12 protein-coding genes are annotated in these 13,901 nt (G+C 67.0%); 10 read left to right on the forward strand and 2 right to left on the reverse strand.

What is annotated here, in order from left to right; genetic code table 11:
• Window positions 1-58 precede the first annotated feature (58 nt).
• The 3 genes from ACFWX1_RS27710 to ACFWX1_RS27720 are packed head-to-tail and all read left to right on the forward strand — an operon-like array spanning window position 59 to window position 4,290.
• Entirely contained in the window at window positions 59-805 is a 747-nt protein-coding gene (locus tag ACFWX1_RS27710) for a response regulator transcription factor (protein ID WP_378392116.1), read from the forward strand.
• Window positions 780-2,279 carry an ATP-binding protein gene (locus ACFWX1_RS27715; protein ID WP_378392118.1) on the forward strand — a complete coding sequence of 500 codons (1,500 nt, stop codon included), beginning with the start codon at window positions 780-782 and terminating at the stop codon, window positions 2,277-2,279. The genes ACFWX1_RS27710 and ACFWX1_RS27715 overlap by 26 nt, the downstream gene beginning before the upstream one ends.
• Before the next feature lie 52 nt (window positions 2,280-2,331).
• Window positions 2,332-4,290: a glycosyltransferase family 39 protein gene (locus ACFWX1_RS27720; protein WP_378392120.1), complete on the forward strand. Its 1,959-nt coding sequence runs from the start codon at window positions 2,332-2,334 to the stop codon at window positions 4,288-4,290.
• Between the two features lie 106 nt (window positions 4,291-4,396).
• Here the strand turns inward: ACFWX1_RS27720 and ACFWX1_RS27725 are convergent, their stop codons facing one another.
• Window positions 4,397-5,563 (reverse strand): FAD-dependent oxidoreductase, encoded by a 1,167-nt coding sequence (locus tag ACFWX1_RS27725; RefSeq protein ID WP_378392122.1) that lies wholly within the window; start codon window positions 5,561-5,563, stop codon window positions 4,397-4,399.
• Between the two features lie 559 nt (window positions 5,564-6,122).
• Between ACFWX1_RS27725 and ACFWX1_RS27730 the strand changes: the two genes are divergently transcribed.
• From ACFWX1_RS27730 to ACFWX1_RS27745, 4 genes are all read left to right on the forward strand, one after another.
• Entirely contained in the window at window positions 6,123-6,746 is a 624-nt protein-coding gene (locus ACFWX1_RS27730; RefSeq protein ID WP_378392124.1) for a DUF1062 domain-containing protein, read from the forward strand.
• Window positions 6,747-7,116: 370 nt separating this feature from the next.
• Window positions 7,117-7,626: a DUF6879 family protein gene (locus ACFWX1_RS27735; RefSeq protein ID WP_378392126.1), complete on the forward strand. Its 510-nt coding sequence runs from the start codon at window positions 7,117-7,119 to the stop codon at window positions 7,624-7,626.
• The gene (locus ACFWX1_RS27740; protein ID WP_378392128.1) at window positions 7,610-8,452 is read left to right on the forward strand and encodes a helix-turn-helix domain-containing protein; all 843 of its coding nucleotides are present in this window, start codon (window positions 7,610-7,612) and stop codon (window positions 8,450-8,452) included. Before ACFWX1_RS27735 ends, ACFWX1_RS27740 begins: the two co-directional genes overlap by 17 nt.
• Before the next feature lie 442 nt (window positions 8,453-8,894).
• A complete protein-coding gene (locus ACFWX1_RS27745; RefSeq protein ID WP_378392130.1) occupies window positions 8,895-9,755 on the forward strand; it encodes a DUF5753 domain-containing protein in 861 nt (286 codons plus the stop codon).
• A gap of 69 nt (window positions 9,756-9,824) precedes the next feature.
• On the opposite strand, the gene ACFWX1_RS27750 is transcribed toward ACFWX1_RS27745, so the two are convergent.
• On the reverse strand, window positions 9,825-10,742 hold the full coding sequence (locus tag ACFWX1_RS27750) for a threonine/serine dehydratase (protein WP_378392131.1): 918 nt from the start codon (window positions 10,740-10,742) through the stop codon (window positions 9,825-9,827).
• A 388-nt stretch (window positions 10,743-11,130) separates the two neighbouring features.
• Here ACFWX1_RS27750 and ACFWX1_RS27755 point away from each other — a divergent pair, with 388 nt between their 5' ends.
• The 3 genes from ACFWX1_RS27755 to ACFWX1_RS27765 are packed head-to-tail and all read left to right on the forward strand — an operon-like array spanning window position 11,131 to window position 13,888.
• Window positions 11,131-12,141, forward strand: a complete 1,011-nt coding sequence (locus tag ACFWX1_RS27755; protein WP_378392133.1) for an ABC transporter substrate-binding protein — start codon at window positions 11,131-11,133, stop codon at window positions 12,139-12,141.
• Window positions 12,138-13,100 carry an ABC transporter permease gene (locus ACFWX1_RS27760; RefSeq protein WP_378392135.1) on the forward strand — a complete coding sequence of 321 codons (963 nt, stop codon included), beginning with the start codon at window positions 12,138-12,140 and terminating at the stop codon, window positions 13,098-13,100. Before ACFWX1_RS27755 ends, ACFWX1_RS27760 begins: the two co-directional genes overlap by 4 nt.
• Window positions 13,097-13,888 (forward strand): ABC transporter ATP-binding protein, encoded by a 792-nt coding sequence (locus ACFWX1_RS27765; RefSeq protein ID WP_378392137.1) that lies wholly within the window; start codon window positions 13,097-13,099, stop codon window positions 13,886-13,888. The genes ACFWX1_RS27760 and ACFWX1_RS27765 overlap by 4 nt, the downstream gene beginning before the upstream one ends.
• The last annotated feature ends 13 nt before the right edge of the window (window positions 13,889-13,901 follow it).

Raw genomic sequence — 13,901 nt, forward strand, 5'->3', positions numbered from 1 at the left:
GGAAACGCACAGCCGTCCCACAGCGAGGCCTCACACCCGCGCCCGAGGATGAGGCACCATGAGCGGTATGGACGCGACGGCGCAGGGCAGGAGCGAGCTGCGGCGTGCCGACGGGAGCCCGGTCCGGGTACTGGTCGTCGACGACGAGAACACCCTGGCCGAGCTGGTCTCCATGGCACTGCGGATGGAGGGCTGGGAAGTCCGCAGCGCCGGTGACGGGGCCGAGGCGGTGCGCGTCGCGCGGGACTTCCGGCCCGACGTCGTCGTGCTCGACGTCATGCTGCCCGATTTCAGCGGCCTCGAAGTGCTGCGCCGCATGCGCGCCGAGGCACCGAACCTGCCGGTCCTGTTCCTGACCGCGAAGGACGCCGTCGAGGATCGCATCGCCGGGCTCACCGCCGGCGGCGACGACTACGTGACCAAGCCGTTCAGCCTCGAAGAGGTCGCGCTGCGGCTGCGCGCGCTGTTGCGCCGCGCGAACGGCGTGCTCGGCGCGAGCGGGTCCACCCTCGTCGTCGGCGATCTGACCCTGGACGAGGACAGCCGCGAGGTGCACCGCGGCGGCGAACTCGTGCCGCTGACCGCGACGGAGTTCGAGCTGCTGCGCTATCTCATGCGTAACCCCAAGCGGGTGCTGAGCAAGGCGCAGATCCTCGACCGCGTGTGGAGCTACGATTTCGGCGGCCAGGCCAACATCGTCGAGCTCTACATCTCCTACCTCCGCAAGAAGATCGACGCCGACCGTGAGCCGATGATCCACACCATGCGCGGCGCCGGGTATGTACTCAAACCAGCCGCCGGCTGATCCGCGCGTGGCCCGTGCCCGCCGCCCCTGGTCATTGCGGCGGCGGCTCATCGTCCAGCTCGCGGCGCTGCTGGCGCTTGTGTGCCTCGTCGTCGGGGTCGTCACGGAGTTCGCGCTGCGGGAATTCCTGATCGGCCAGCTCGACAACCGGCTCAGCGCGGCGAGTGACCGCGGGAGCAAGGGATCGTCCGACCGTCCACCGTGGACTTCCGGCGGCCGCCCGCCGCCGGATCCGCTGCGGGCGCTCGGCCAGGGCGACGGCACGCTGGCCGTCCAGGTGCACGGTGCCAGCGCCGACGGCAAGGTGCTGCGTTCGGTCAAGGGCCGGATGGAGTTCCAGGAGGTGCCGTCCGAAGATCTCCGTACCCTGCTGCGGGTGCCGCCGAACGGGACCAAACGCACGGTCGACCTCGGCTCGCTCGGCGACTACCGGGTGGTGGCCGGGCACAACGCGAAGGGCGACTTCGTCCTCGTCGGGCTGCCGATGAAGGACCTGGCCGAAACCTTGTGGCGGCTGGGTTTCATCTTCGCCGCCGTCGCGTTCGGCGGGCTGGTGCTCGCCGCGGCCGTCGGCGCGGCGACGATCAGACGCACGATGAAACCCCTCGACCGGCTGGCCGCGACCGCCACGAGAGTGTCGGAACTACCCCTCGACCGGGGCGAAGTGGCGTTGTCGGAGCGAGTGTCCGATGTGGACACCGACCCGCGTACCGAGGTCGGCAAGGTCGGCTCGGCACTGAACCGGATGCTCGGGCACATCGCGAACGCGCTCGCAGCGCGGCAGGCCAGCGAGAGCCGGGTACGCCAGTTCGTCGCCGACGCCAGTCACGAACTGCGGACGCCGCTCGCCGCGATCCGCGGGTACGCCGAGCTGACCCGCCGCAGCCGGGAGAACGTGCCCCCGGACATCGCCTTCGCGATGAGCCGCGTCGAATCGGAATCCGCGCGCATGACGACGTTGGTGGAGGATCTGCTGCTGCTCGCGCGGCTCGACTCCGGACGTCCGGTGGTGCACGAGCCGGTGGACCTTTCCCGGCTCGTCGCGGACGCGGTCGCCGACGCGCACGCGGCGGGCCCGGAACACAAGTGGCTGCTCGACGTTCCCGGCGAGCCGCTGGAGGTGCTCGGCGACGCGGGGCAGCTGCACCAGGTCGTGATCAACATCCTCAACAACGCGCGCACGCACACTCCGCCGGGGACGGCGGTGACCGCGACTCTGTCCACTCAGGACGGCACGGTGCGGCTGCGGGTCGCCGACGACGGCCCGGGAATTCCCCCGGAGGTGCTGCCCGAAGTGTTCGAGCGGTTCGCGCGCGGGGACAACTCGCGGTCGCGCGCCGCCGGGAGCACGGGCCTCGGGCTGGCGATCGTCGCCGCCGTGGTGGCCGCGCACCGGGGCCGGGTCAGCGTCCAAAGCCGTCCGGGGTGGACGGAGTTCGAGATCCTCTTCCCGGCGGCGCCCGCTCACAGGTAGGCCACAGGCCGCCCACAACCTCGGCACATTCCGGCCCGACAGGGTGGCGGACATGACGAGTGCCCCCGCCCTGACTTCGCCGCGCGCGACCGAGCCACTAACGGGCAAAACCACCGTGGCCCGGCCACGCTGGGTCCGTCCCTCGGTGGCCGCGCTGCTGCTCGCGACCGCCCTGCTCTACCTGTGGAACCTGTCGATCAACGGCTGGGGCAACAACTTCTACGCGATGGCCGTGCAGGCCGGGACCGAGAGCTGGAAAGCGTTGTTCTTCGGATCACTGGATCCCGGCAATGTGGTCACAGTGGACAAACCACCGCTTTCGCTGTGGCTTATGGGGCTTTCCGGGCGGATCTTCGGGTTCTCGTCGTGGAGCATGCTCGTCCCGGACGCGCTCGCCGGGGTCGCGTCGGTCGGCCTGCTGTACCTGGCGGTGCGCCGCCTCTCCGGCCCGGGGGCGGGCCTGCTCGCGGGATCGGCGCTCGCACTGACCCCGGTCGCCGCGATGATGTTCCGTTACAACAACCCGGACGCGCTGCTCGTGCTGCTCTTGGTCGCCGGTGGCTACTGCGTCGTGCGGGCGCTGGACAAGGCGAGCACGAAGTGGTTGTTGCTCGCCGGGGTCGCGATCGGTTTTGGTTTCCTGGACAAAATGTTGCAGGCGTTCCTCGTGCTGCCCGCGTTCCTGCTCGTCTACCTCGTCGCGGCCCCGACGTCGCTGGGCCGCCGCATCTGGCAGCTGCTCGCGGCGGCGGGTGCGGTGGTCGTCTCGGCGGGCTGGTGGGTCGCGGCGGTCGCCTTCTGGCCCGCGTCGGACCGGCCGTACATCAGCGGATCGACGGACAACAGTGTGCTGGAACTGGCCTTCGGCTACAACGGGCTCGGCCGGATCTTCGGCAACGAGCGTGGTGGCGGTGCTCGCGACGCGGCCCGTGCGGTCACCGAACTGCCCGCCGGTGCCGAGATGTACCGCGGTGGCGGCCCCGGCTTCGGCGGCGCGACCGGCATTACGCGGCTGTTCAGCTCCGAATTCGGCACCGAGGCGTCGTGGCTGCTGCCCGCCGCGCTGATCGGGCTGGTCGCCGGGCTGTGGTTCACCCGCCGTGCGCCGCGGACCGACCGGACGCGGGCGGCGCTGCTGCTGTGGGGCGGCTGGATGGTCGTGACGGCGGTGGTGTTCAGCTACATGAGCGGCATCATCCACCCGTACTACACGGTCGCACTGGCGCCGGGGATCGCCGGGACGCTGGCCGTGTCGACGCGGGAGCTGTGGCGGGGACGCGGCAACATCGCGGCCCGCGCGGTGCTCGCGGTGATGCTGGCCGTGACGGTCGCGTGGAGCTTCGTCATGCTGGCGCACACGCCTTCCTGGCAGCCGTGGATCCGTTACACCGTCCTGGTTCTCGGTGTCGTCGCGGTGTTCGCGCTGCTGTTCGGCGCCGATCGGATCCGGCGGTTCGCGCCCGCGGTGGCCATCGCCGGACTCGTCGCGGCGTTGCTGGGGACCACGTCGTTCACGGTGGCCACTGCGGCGACGCGGCACTCCGGCGGGACTCCCTCGGCGGGCCCTGCTGCCGTGGCGTCGAAGGCGCGTGGCTTCGGTGGCGGCGCTCGAATGGAACGTCCCCCAGGTGCTCTGCAAGGTGGTCGCGGTGGCTTCGAGGAGAATGCCAACGCTCAGGTGATCGCGTTGCTCAAGGCGGACACGACGACGAAATGGGCTGCCGCCCAGCCGAGCGCGAACGCCGCCGCGTCACTGGCGCTCGGCAGCGGACGTCCGGTCATCGCGATCGGCGGCTTCAGCGGCAGTGACCCGGCGCCCACGCTCGCGCAGTTCCAGCAGTACGTCGCCGACGGCCAGGTGCACTACTACGTCGCGGGTGGTCGTGGTGGCGGTCCCGGTGGCAGTCGTGGCACGGCCGGGTCGATCACCACGTGGGTCGAGCAGCACTTCACGTCGCTCAACGTCGGTGGCACTACGGTCTACGACCTGACGAAACCGCTTTCGCGGTGAGGGTTTCGACTGAGCTGGAATAGCTTGGCAAAGGGCGCGCGTACTGGAACCCTTGCCGAAGGGGACTTTCCTCTACTACACCCCAGGGAGGAAAGTCCCCTTCAGCTCACTCCGGCAATGGGGACTGGCCCAAGCGCAGCCGACCGTAGTGCGCGGAAGTGCGGACGGCGTCGAAGCCGTAATCGATCATCGCGGTCTCGTACGCACGCAACGCCGGGATGAGTTCGGTGCCGCGCTTGACATCGATGAGCCGGGCGGCAAGCGTGTCCGCGTCGCGCAGCGCGATGTTCGCGCCGACCCCGACGGCCGGGCTCATCGCGTGAATCGCGTCGCCGATCAGTGTGACCGCGGTAGTGGGCCACTGCGGGAAAGGTACGCTGGAGCGCATGAAAATGGGGAAAAGGGTCTCTGTGTTCGTCAGTTCGACGAGTGCGCTGACAGCCGGGTTCCATTCCCGTGTCATCGCCACCGCCGTGTCGCGAAGCTGTTTACCGGTAGCCTTGCGCAGTTCCTCGTCGGTGAACGGCAACATTTCGGTGCGAGCCCCGAACAGGCACATCACGTAGTCGTCGGTGCTGGTCAGTTCCAGTGCCGGCGCGTGCTGCGCCGCCGCCTCCTTGGCCGGACGCCGGGAATGCACCGGCGCGATACCGACATGCTGGCGGTCGGGCCCAGTTATTCCACTGTAGAGTGTGAACATCTCCTCGGGGATCAGCTCGGCGGCCTCCGGCGTGAGCGGGAAGCGACCGTACAAAATGCGCACGCCGGTGTCCATGACATGCGCCTTAGGAAGATATTGCCGCCGTATCACCGAATTCACGCCATCCGCGGCAACCAGTACGTCACCCGTCGCGTGGGATCCGTCCGCGAATAGCGCCGTCACGGTTTTGTCGCCGTTGGCCCGGTACCCTGTGCATTCCCGCCCGAACTCGACGACGTCGTCGAGCCCGTGGAGGAGAATCTGCCGCAGCGTCAGGCGATTGACCGCGACGTTGCGATCCACGGCGGGCTCGGTCTGTCCACTAAGGAATGCGGCGCGGGATGGTGACGAGCTGGTCTCCCACACGAGCTGGCTGAGCGGCGGCGGCAACAGCCGTTCAAGCACGTCGAGTCCCTCCGGAGTCAGCCGCAGGCGATAACCCTGCAGCCGCGAGGTCGGCGATTCCTCTCGCTCGTAGACGGCGACGTCGATACCGCTGCGGCGAAGGCCCTGAGCGAGAGCGAGCCCGCCCAGCCCGGCGCCGACGACCACTACACGCAAGTTTTCGGGCACGGTAATTCCCTCTCTCGGTACGGCAAGGAAAGGGACGCCCTGGACGCACCGAACTTGGTGCGCGTACGAGCGCGGAGCGCCGCCCGGACTACCCACCGGGCTGTGGCTTTCGACGTCCTAGGCCACGATAACTTCCGCCGGAGCCGATTTGTCAAGCACCGATTTCCGCGCCTGGTGGCGGCCGGGCCCTGCGTCCCGAACGGGCCGTTGGGGACGCTCAACGTCTCGTACGGAGCGTTCGCGACCTACCCGCCGTCGCGGCGGCAGACGGCCGTGCCTCTGGGAAAACCTGTTGTCCGGCGGCCCGGTGGTTGACCATCATGGCGAGCATGGAGTCGTGAACAGTGACGCACATGCGGAACGAGGGCGGAGTCGGGTCATCCCGTCTCTCCGTCCTGCCGTTCGGATCCCGCACCGCCGAGCGGTGCGGGCTCTTTCACGCGACGTGATTTCCGATGTTGCGCCTGTTTCGGTCGTCTGGCCGAACGTCACTGAATTCACGAGGTATTTCGGCGCGCGATAAAGCGCCCGCCTCCCTCCACGAACCTGGGAATTCGCCATGAGCGACTTTCGCAATACCCGTGTGCCCGCCGAAATCGACCGGAAATCGCTGTGGGTGGTCCGAGAACTCGGACTACCTGCCATCGTCAAAGCATGCGTGTCGTGCCGGTCCGCACGTCATCACCCCACCGGGAAGTTCCGGGTGAACGCGAGCGGCAAACTCCTCGACGTCTGGATGCTGATCTGCTGCGAACTGTGCGGCCGCACGTCGAAAATTTCCGTCCACGAGCGCGTCCACGTGCAGGCCCTCGACCACGAGCGATTGTTGATGTTCGAGAACAACGATCCGGCGATAGTGCGGCAACTGACCATGGATGCGACGCTGGCCGCCAAGTCCGCCTACCGGCTCGACTGGAGCGGCACCTGGAAGCTGGACACCGACCTGCCGTTCTACGAACTCCAGCACGAGAATCCGGTGCCGCTTGCGGTTTTCGTCAGGTTCGAGCTTCCGGCACCCATTCGGGTCGAGAAGCTGTTGATGACCGGCTTCGATCTGAGCCGCTCCGCCGTACGAGACCTGGTCGCGTTCGGCCGCCTACGCCTACCCATGGCGATCGACGCGAAGGCCCGCGAAGACTTCACCCTCTTCGCCGTACCCGGCCCTGAGGCCGAACCCGCATGACGCCATTGCGCCCGGCCCTGATGTAGCGAATGGGCCATTGGCGACGACGCGCCCGCTGCCCGGGAGATCCCGCAATGCAGACGCTGTGAAGTGAACTTATGCGTGACCGCGACTGGACACGTCTGGCGCTTGCCGTCGGGCACATGGTCAGCAAAGCTGTAGTCATGAAACTACGTAAGGTATCGGCTGCTGGCTGTGAGGGTGGGGAGTGTCCGACGGTCTACCTGAGTGACCGAGGCACGGTTGTCTTCCAGGGCGATGTGGTGCCTGCTGCGACGGGGCTTAGGCTCGGTGTCGGCGAGCAGGCCGTAGAGTTGCCGCTTACGGTTGTCGCGAGCGCATGGCCTGAACTGTTCGGAGGTCGCTGACGGTGCTGTTGTCCAGCGAGGAGTTAGGGGCGCTGTTCCGGGACTTCGAGCGCTCGGCATTCCGCATGGAGACGCACCAGACCTACACCATGCCCAGTGAACAGGCAGGTCTGCAGCGTTTCCTCGCAGGTGAGCCGAAGCCCGATGAGCACAACGCTGGCTGGACAGCCACGGTGCGGGCCAATGTGGCAGCCGGGAAGACCATGCAGCGGCTCAAGGTGGTGCGGCGGCCGTTCACCGACTACACGCGCTTCCTGTTCGCCTGGGCTATCCCCGGTAACGTCGATGCTGGTGAAGATTACCGAATTCTGGATCTCACTGACAGCGCAATGCACCTGCCTGAGCAGGATTTCTGGCTTTTCGACGACACAACGGTCGCGCTGCTCAACTTCACAGAGGATGGGGTCTTGCGGGACCGAGAGCTGGTCGACGCGTCCGAACTCGATACCTACCGGCGCTGGCGTGACCTGGCGCTGGCGGAGGCCGTGCCATTCGGTGAGTATCGACCGTAACGAGCACGGAGCGCGAGATGAGCTAGCCGAGGCGTTGTGGAAGCTCCGCAAGGCGGCTGGCTTGTCTGGCGAGCGGTTGGCTGTCCGCTGCCACATGTCTCAGGCAAAGATCAGTCGAATCGAGCGAGGCAAGGTCTTGCCGACTGTGCTCGATGTCGAGCGGATCTTGACCGCACTAGATGTTCCTGCCGATGCCGCGCAGAAGCTCGTCGGGTTGGCGCGCCGAGCGAACGTGGAACATACATCGTGGCGAACAGTGGCCGAAGGCGGTTTTTGGCGTAAACAAGACGAGCTAAAGGCTATCGCGGAAAGTTGCGCTGTGCAGAGACTCTTTCTGCCTGCCATCCCCAGTGGTTTGCTTCAGGTAGCCGAGTATGCGCGCCATGCGTTGTCACCTGTGGTGGCCAGTAGCCCGGTACGCGATGTGGATCGCGCCCTCGTGGCGCGACTCGCTCGGCAAACAGTGCTCGACGATGCTGATCGCCAGTTCGTGTTTGTGTTGACTGAGCAGGCTGTTCGTTGGAAGCGAGCCGGTCGGCACGTCATGGCGGAACAGTGTGCCAGGTTAGCGGAGTTGGCTGATCGGCCCAACATCGACATGGCCGTTATCCCGCTCAGTGCTCAAATTCTTGGCGCGCCGCTCAACACGTTCGTGGTCTACGACGACCGGTTGGTCATCGCGGAACTCTTTTCGGGCGAGGTAGTGTTGCGCGACTACAAAGATGTGACGCATCACCTCGATCTGTTCAACTTCTTCTACGGTCATGCTTTGAAGGGTGATCGGGCGCGTTCCTTTTTGCTCGATGCACGCGACGAGTTTATGTGATTGCACGAGTTGGCCTGGAACTCATCGATACCAGTGTTCTAGCGTTCCCGTGGTTGGGGTTCATTAACTGATCGAGTTTCACCTCTGTCAAGAGGTATGCCAGTGGGGATGCGTGGTTGTGACTGCGATGATTTATGTGGATCTGGAGGCGGTGCATCCGATTGTCGACGGGGTGTGGCATCGCGCGCGGTTGACGCATGTTCCGGAGCCGGGTGAGGGCGTCACGATGCTCTGTGGGGTGACAGCCAATGCAGCGTTCGACGGGGCGAAGCAGCGGGACGTGCATGGCGTGGCGAGACAGTGTTGGGATTGTGAAGCTGTTTACCGCCGTGAACACGGCTTCGCGTTGTGGCCTGGTTACGAGGGTGTGCCGCGGCCTCGGTAGTGGGAATCCCACTTTGGGGTTCGCCGGGGTTGACTGGGTGATCGGGAGCGAAGAGGGATGGAGTTCATGGAGAAATCGGCGACGGTCGCGCGGAGGAGTTTGACGCCGGCGGCGTTGGCGCTTGCGCTGGGATTGCGGGCCGCGCGTCAGGAGCGTCGGGTCGGGCTGCGGGAGATGGCCGGGCAGTTGGGGCTCGATCCCGCGTCGGTGTGCACCATGGAATTGGGGACGCGGAACGCGAGAATCGAAAACGTGATGCGGATTTTAGGGTTCCTCCGGGTCAATGGGGAGGAATATCGGCGGATGGTGGCGATCGCGCGGGTGGCGGCGGAGCCGAATTGGCTCGAGGTCGGGCCGGTGGAGTATCCGGCGTTGTTGATGGAGTACGAGCGCACGGCGAGCGGCATTGTCACCTGGGCGCCGTCCGTGTTCCCCGATCTGGTGCAGACGCCGGAGTACGCGCGGGCGGTGCTCGACACGGGGATGTTGACGGGTGACGAGATCGAGCAGGGAGTGATGATTCGCCTGGTCCGGCCGGATGTGCTCTGCGGGGAGAAGCCGACTGCGTGCACCGTGCTACTGGGTGACGCGGTGTTGCGGAACCGTTTCGGCGGGTCGGTGGTCATGCGCGAACAGGTGCGGCGGGTGCTGGACATGGTCGAGGCGAATCAGGTGTCGGTGCGGATCGTTCCCGCCGCGGATGACGGGCAGGCAAGCGTGCCCGATCCGTTCGCGGTTTACGAGTTCGTCGACAGGGCGCCGATCGTGGGTGTGGGGCAGGACTGTCTCCGCGCCTATCTCACGGAGGAGTCCCAAGTGGACCGATACCGGGCGGCCCAGGACCGTCTCAGCGCACGCGTCCTCGGCGAGGAGGACTCGCGGGCGCTCCTCACCGACGTGTTGACGCGGCTGGGCTGAAGGGGACTTTCCTCGCATCGCATGCGACGAAAGTCCCCTTCAGCTCACGGGACGAGACGAAAGTCCCCTTCAGCTGTCCGGGGTCCACGTCGAGTTGGCACCGCACAGGACCAGGCACGCCAGTTCCGCCTCGACCCGGCCCGACAGCCAGAGCGCGAACGGGACGGCGGCGGCCGGTTCGACGGCCAGCCGGAAATCGGCCCACAGCCGATCCCGCGCGGCGAGAATTTCCGCGTCGCTGACGAGAGCCGAAGTCACCGACGGGCCACTGAGGACCTGGAACGCGATGCTGCCGACGCGCGTCGCGCCCAGCGCGGACGAAGCCACCGAGTCGAGGGTGACATCGACTGGCTCGCCCGCTGAGAGCGCCGCGTTCAAACAAGAGCAGTGCTCCGGCTCCACCGCGAAGATCCGGCGGCCGTCCGCGCCGAGCGTGACACCGGAGGCCAATCCGCCACCGCCTACCGAGGCCACGATGGCGTCGACGTCCGGAGCGTCCTCGACGATTTCGACGGCGATGGTGCCCTGGCCGGCCACGACCGCGGGGTCGTCATAGGCGTGGAGGTACCGGGTGCCCGGCGCGTCCGCCGCGGCCAGGGCCTGCGCGGCCGCCTCGCCGTAGGTCGCACCGTGCTGGACGAGCTTCGCGCCGGTCTGTTCGATCCGGACAGTCTTCGCCTTCGGAGCGGATTCGGGGACGTACACGGTTGCCGGGATGTCGAGCAGCGCGGCGGCGGTCGCGACGCCGAGACCGTGGTTGCCGCCGGACGCCGTCACGACGCGTTCCGGGCGCGGGCCGTCGAGCAGCGCGTTGGTCGCGCCGCGGAACTTGAAGGACCCGCTCCGCTGAAGGTGCTCGAGTTTGAGTGCGAGCGGACGTCCGTCCACTTCGGCGCGCAGCAGCGGGGTGTGCCGGGTGTAGGGACGGATCCGCTCCGCGGCGGCGCGGATGTCCGCCGCGGTGGGTAACACGATCGGGTTGGACATAGCTCCCACTCTTGCATTCGGGCTGGTCATCAGCATTGCCGCACTCCGAAGCGGGAAAATTGTGTCGCGCATTCAGAGTTTTGCCTGGTCGGCCGACAGAAATAGAGCTTGGTCAAACTGCTTGGTAGGCATTGTCGGAATCTCGTGCAGGTCGCTAGGCTCACCTCCCTGGGAGACAAGGGGTGGCGAACCCTTTACGCAACGTGTTCGCCCTTCACTGGATGTGGTGAACTCGTTGCGGGCTCTCTCGGAGCAGAAACCCGCGACTGGACGCGAGGAGTAATCGATCGCACGGCCCTGACGATGCCCATCGGCGGCCGAGCGCCGCAGTCCCCCGAATCCACAACGCCCCGAACCCTCACTCCTCTCCCCTCCCCAGGAGTTCGTTGTGATTTCCCGCTTTCGCCCCCGTGTGCTGGTGGCGATCCTGTGTGCACTCACGCTGGCAGGTGTCACCGCGCTGTCCGGCTGCAGCAGCAGCGACGCCAGCCGCGGCAGCAAGATCACGCTGGGCTTCAGCGCGTGGCCAGGCTGGTTTCCCTGGCAGATCGCCCAGGAAAAAGGCCTGTTCGCCAAGAACGGTGTCGACGTCGAGCTGAAGTACTTCGAGAGTTACACCGACAGTATCAACGCACTCTCCAGCGGCGCCATCGACGCGAACAGTCAGACGCTGAACGACACGCTTTCCTCGGTGAGTGGTGGCGCGAAGCTGTCGATCGTGCTGGTCAACGACAACTCGACCGGTAACGACAAGATCATCGCGCGGGACGGGATCACCAGTGTCGCCGACCTCAAGGGTAAGAAGGTCGCCGTCGAACAGGGTGCGGTCGACCACTACCTGCTGCTGCTCGCGTTGCAGGAAGCGCATCTGACCGAAAAGGACATCCAGCTCGTCCCGCTGGTCACCGACGCCGCCGCGGCCGCGTTCGTCGCCGGCCAGGTCGACGCGGTTGCCGTGTTCGCGCCGAACACCTCGAAGGCACTGGAGCGGCCCGGCAGCCGTCCGATCGCGACATCGGCCGAATTCCCCGGCGCCATCCCGGACCACCTGGTCACCTCGGCCGCGTTGACGAAGGATCGGCCCAAGGATGTCCAGGCGCTGGTGAACACCTGGTTCGACACCATGAAGTGGATCAAGGACAACAAGGCGACGGCTGTCGAGATCATGGCCAAGCGCGGCGGGGTCACCCCGGCCGACTACAACACCTACGACGCGGGCACGACGATCTTCACCCGTCAGCAGAACCTCGACGCTTTCACACCGGGTGTCACACCGGCCCATCTGGACTTCCAGGCGAACAAGATCATCGACTTCCTGGTCGGCACCGGACTGGCGAAGGCGAGGCCGTCACTCGACGGTCTGTTCAACGACCAGTTCGTCAAGGCGGTCCCGCAGTGACCGGAACCTCCGGTGGCAATGCCCCGTCGAGCTCGCGCACGACCGCGGGCTCGACGGAGGCGCGTCAGGCCGAGGAACTCGAGGTCGAGGCGCGGCTCGCGGAGGCGCACGAGGCGGCGGCCCGGCGGCCGCGGGCGGCTTGGGCCCCGCTGCCGCGCCGCGCCGGGATCAAACCGGCCTCGCCGCTGCTGAGCATCCGCACGCCGATTCCGCAGGCCTGGCGGTGGCTGCTCACCGTGCTGTCGCTGGCCGTGCCGTTCCTGGCGTGGGTCGTGCTCGTCATGAGCGGGGCCGTCCCGTCGACGTTCCTTCCGTCGCCCGATGCCGTCCTGTCCGCCGGGCTCGAAATGCTGCGGTCGGGCGACCTTCTCGACGACCTCGGCGCGTCCGCGGCCCGGGTGCTGTACGGGTTCGGGCTGGCGGTTCTCGTCTCGGTGCCGCTCGGCATCGTGATGGGGACGTTCGGTGCCGGCCAGTTCGCTTTCGAGCCGGTCATCGGCCTGCTGCGATACCTGCCGGCGAGCGCTTTCATTCCGCTGCTCATCATCTGGCTCGGCCTCGGCGAACCGTCGAAGATCGCGATCCTGTTCCTCGGCACGGTTTTCTTCAACATCCTGATGACAGCCGACGTCGTCCGCGGTGTCCCGCGTTCGCTCATCGACGTGTCCTACACGCTGGGCGCGCGGCGGGGCGAGGTGCTGCGCAAGATCGTCGTGCCGCATTCGCTGCCGGGGATCATCGACGCGATCCGCGTCAACGCGGCGGCCGCGTGGAACTTCGTCGTGGTGGCCGAGCTGATCAACTCGACCGAGGGCCTCGGTTACCGGATCTTGCGCTCGCAACGGTTCATCCAGACCGACCGGATCTTCGCCGTGCTCGTGGTGATCGGCGTCGCCGGACTGGTGATCGACGTGGCGCTGCGGCTGCTGCGCACGCGAGTGGGGAAGTGGACGGCATGACGACGTTGCTCGAACTCCGGGGGGTGGCCAAGGACTATCCGGTGCGCGGCGGACACGTTCGCGCGCTCGACGGCGTCGATCTGGACGTCTCGCCCGGCGACTTCGTCTGTGTCGTCGGCGCCAGCGGATCCGGGAAATCGACGCTGTTGTCGCTGATCGCGGGGCTGTCCGGGCCGTCGGCGGGCCGGATCACGCTCGACGGCGTGCCGGTCACCGGGCCGGGCCCGGATCGTGGGCTCGTGTTCCAGTCGGGCGCGTTGTACCCGTGGCGCACGGTCGAGCGGAATGTCGCTTTTGGACTGGAGCTGCTTCCGATCGACGCCGCCGAGCGTGCCCGCCGCGTCGACTGGTACCTCGCCGAAACCGGGCTGACCGCGGTGCGGCAATCGCTGCCGAAACAGCTTTCCGGCGGGCAGCAGCAGCGGGTCGCGATCGCGCGGGCGCTGGCGTGCGAGCCCGAAGTGCTGCTTCTCGACGAACCCTTCGGCGCCTTGGACGTCCAGACCAAGGAAGACATGCAGGTCCTGATCAGGCAGGTGTGGCAGGACACCGGCACGACCGTGCTGATGGTGACCCACGACGTGGAGGAGGCGGTGTTCCTGGGCAGGCGCGTCGTCGTCCTCGCTTCCGATCCGGGGCGCGTGGCCGCCGACGTCGAGGTGTCGCTGCCGGACGACCGCGACCTCGCGGTCAAGCGCGCGCCGGAGTTCCTCGCGTTGCGTGCCTCGATCGAGGACCTGGTCCGGGAACAACACCGCGGCAGAGTGGCCCGCGGTGTCGGCGGCTGACACACGAGCGGAA

The sequence above is a fragment of the Amycolatopsis sp. NPDC059021 genome (genome assembly GCF_042739895.1).
Lineage (GTDB): Bacteria > Actinomycetota > Actinomycetes > Mycobacteriales > Pseudonocardiaceae > Amycolatopsis.

Coding starts and splice junctions, on each gene's coding strand:
- ACFWX1_RS27730 (WP_378392124.1), top strand. CDS start 6,123: ATGAGCGACTTTCGCAATACCCGTGTGCCCGCCGAAATCGACCGGAAA.
- ACFWX1_RS27710 (WP_378392116.1), top strand. CDS start 59: ATGAGCGGTATGGACGCGACGGCGCAGGGCAGGAGCGAGCTGCGGCGT.
- ACFWX1_RS27715 (WP_378392118.1), top strand. CDS start 780: ATGTACTCAAACCAGCCGCCGGCTGATCCGCGCGTGGCCCGTGCCCGC.
- ACFWX1_RS27720 (WP_378392120.1), top strand. CDS start 2,332: ATGACGAGTGCCCCCGCCCTGACTTCGCCGCGCGCGACCGAGCCACTA.
- ACFWX1_RS27745 (WP_378392130.1), top strand. CDS start 8,895: ATGGAGTTCATGGAGAAATCGGCGACGGTCGCGCGGAGGAGTTTGACG.
- ACFWX1_RS27765 (WP_378392137.1), top strand. CDS start 13,097: ATGACGACGTTGCTCGAACTCCGGGGGGTGGCCAAGGACTATCCGGTG.
- ACFWX1_RS27750 (WP_378392131.1), bottom strand. CDS start 10,742: ATGTCCAACCCGATCGTGTTACCCACCGCGGCGGACATCCGCGCCGCC.